Source organism: Oleiphilus sp. HI0080, from assembly GCF_001635135.1.
On the sequence record NZ_LWFU01000584.1, the window covers coordinates 1 to 2,514 of the forward strand.

The 2,514-nt window shown below is 47.7% G+C and carries 3 protein-coding genes; 2 read left to right on the forward strand and 1 reads right to left on the reverse strand.

Translation table 11 applies throughout. The annotated features are described in order from the left end of the window. A partial coding sequence (locus A3751_RS12835) for a hypothetical protein (protein ID WP_197466326.1) occupies window positions 1–308 on the reverse strand: 308 nt, incomplete at its 3' end. A gap of 308 nt (window positions 309–616) precedes the next feature. Here A3751_RS12835 and A3751_RS12840 point away from each other — a divergent pair. Both A3751_RS12840 and aspS read left to right on the forward strand, forming a co-directional pair. Beyond that, window positions 617–874 (forward strand): FmdB family zinc ribbon protein, encoded by a 258-nt coding sequence (locus A3751_RS12840; protein ID WP_068456638.1) that lies wholly within the window; start codon window positions 617–619, stop codon window positions 872–874. A gap of 34 nt (window positions 875–908) precedes the next feature. Further along, a partial coding sequence (gene aspS / locus A3751_RS12845) for an aspartate--tRNA ligase (RefSeq protein ID WP_068456642.1) occupies window positions 909–2,514 on the forward strand: 1,606 nt, incomplete at its 3' end.

Sequence of the window (2,514 nt, forward strand, 5' to 3'; positions counted from 1 at the left end):
TCAGGGTCAAACAACTTAAATACAGGCGCGAATTCCGAGCTCTCTCCAAGGTCCATTTCTCGGCTAGCGCTGTGAATATGTATCGCAGCTGTAGATGTGCCTGCAGGGTAGTGGTTTGGGCGAGGGTTTAAAAGTGCGGCTTTAGGGATAGATGCGAACGTACAGCCCGCGTTAACCTTCGACTTGGCAAACAAGCCGGGCACCCCGTCAATGATTTTGCGCTCGATGTGCGGATGGAGCTCTAGGCCGCGCTGGGTTGCCCATTTGAGCGCTTCCCGATAATTGTCTTGAATGCTTGGCATGATCACAATAATTACATGTTTGGAAACGCCATTATCTTAGCGATTTCGAGGTGATATAACGGTGCAATAGTTCTAATTTGCCTTTAATTAGTTCGTTTTGGAGTGATCAAGTTAAGCTTGGCTCTCTTTAAGGCTGCAATCTAAGAGGCCTTGATTTCGTGGTCTTTTTAAAAATGTGCGCTTAAGCCAGTCGTTTCGCTATTTGCCTATCGCTTCACACTGCCCAAGCTTAGAAAAGTTGTTTATACTACCGCCCCTTTTTTCAAAGAGCGTGAGCTCATTCAAGTCAGAATGTCAGTTAGAGGTTTTGCTAAATGCCAATTTATGAATATGCGTGTAAGTCCTGTGGCTTTCAGAAAGACGTGCTTCAGAAAATTAGCGACGATCCTTTGACTACCTGTCCAGAATGCTCTGAAGAGTCGTTCTCCAAGCAGATTTCTGCGCCGGGGTTTCGCTTGTCTGGAAGCGGGTGGTACGAAACAGATTTCAAAACCGGGAAAAAGAAAAATTTAGCTGGGGACGCAAGTAAAAATAATGCGTCAACCAAGTCGAGCAGCGAAAGCGCTGCATAAAAGTTATAAGTTAAAGTATAAGTAGGACGAGACTATGCGCAGTCATTATTGTGGCCGAGTTACTGAAGAGTTGATAGGTGAAGAGGTAACCATCTGTGGTTGGGTTCACCGCCGTCGAGATCATGGTGGTGTTATTTTCCTGGATATGCGCGATCGAGAAGGGATTGCTCAGGTGGTGTTTGATCCGGATACCGAGGAGAGCTTTGCTGCCGCAGACAGAGTAAGAAGTGAGTATGTCCTGCAAATCAAAGGTTTCGTGCGTGCCCGCCCTGAAGGCACGATTAACGAAAATATGTCTACCGGTAAAATTGAGATTCTTGGTAAAGAGTTGACGGTTTTGAACGCTGCAGAAACGCCACCGTTTCCGCTTGATGAGTATGTAGATGTTGGTGAGGAAACACGTCTTAAATATCGCTTCATGGATCTTCGCCGTCCTGAGATGCTCAATAAACTCATGTTCCGTTCTAAGGTTACAAACTTTATCCGTAACTTTATGGATAAGGAAGGCTTCATGGATGTTGAGACGCCTATCCTAACGCGTGCGACGCCAGAAGGTGCGCGTGATTATTTGGTGCCAAGCCGAACTCACCCAGGAAACTTTTTTGCGCTTCCTCAGTCTCCTCAGCTTTTCAAGCAGCTATTGATGGTGTCTGGTGTTGATCGCTACTACCAAATTGCAAAATGTTTCCGCGACGAAGATCTTCGAGCTGATCGTCAGCCTGAATTTACTCAGGTGGATGTTGAGGCATCTTACATGTCTGAAGATGAGATTATGGGTAAGATGGAGGTGCTTGCCGGCTCCATGTTTAAAGAGCTGCTAGGTGTAGACTTGGGCGAGTTTCCGCGAATGCCATACTCCGAAGCAATGAGTAAGTACGGAAGTGACAAGCCGGACCTGCGTATCCCATTAGAAATTGTTGATGTTGCGGATTTGATGGCGAGTGTCGACTTTAAAGTGTTTGCTGGCCCTGCAAAAGACCCTAAGGGGCGTGTAGCTGCACTCAAGGTTGGCGGCGGCGCTGAACTCTCGCGAAAGAAAATAGATGAGTACACCAAGTTTGTCGGTATCTACGGCGCGAAAGGTTTGGCATGGATCAAGGTTAATGAGCTAGAGAAAGGGGCGGAAGGCCTTCAGTCTCCAATAGTTAAGTTTCTTGGTGAAGACGTTGCTTTGGCCATTATGGAGCGGTTGGGCGCAGCGAATGGTGATATCGTCTTTTTTGGTGCTGATAAAGAGAAAGTTGTAAATGAGGCGCTCGGAGCGCTTCGCTGCAAAGTTGGTGAGGATCTCAATCTTTACACTTGTGAGTGGGCTCCGATGTGGGTTGTGGACTTCCCAATGTTTGAAGAGTTAGACGGCGGTGGCTTAACGGCTATACACCATCCGTTTACAGCGCCATCTTGTACGCCTGAAGAGTTACGTGCAGCGCCGGAAAAGGCGCTGTCACGTGCGTACGATATGGTACTTAACGGCACCGAGCTTGGTGGTGGATCTATTCGTATTCATGATGGCGAGATGCAAAGCACCGTTTTTGACATTTTGGGAATCGATGCAGACGAGCAGAGAGAGAAGTTCGGCTTCTTGCTCGACTCGCTGAAGTTTGGTTGTCCGCCGCATGGCGGCTTGGCCTTCGGTCTGG

Excerpts from the sequence above, each read along its gene's own strand:
- A3751_RS12840 (WP_068456638.1), top strand. The coding sequence starts at position 617 with ATGCCAATTTATGAATATGCGTGTAAGTCCTGTGGCTTTCAGAAAGAC.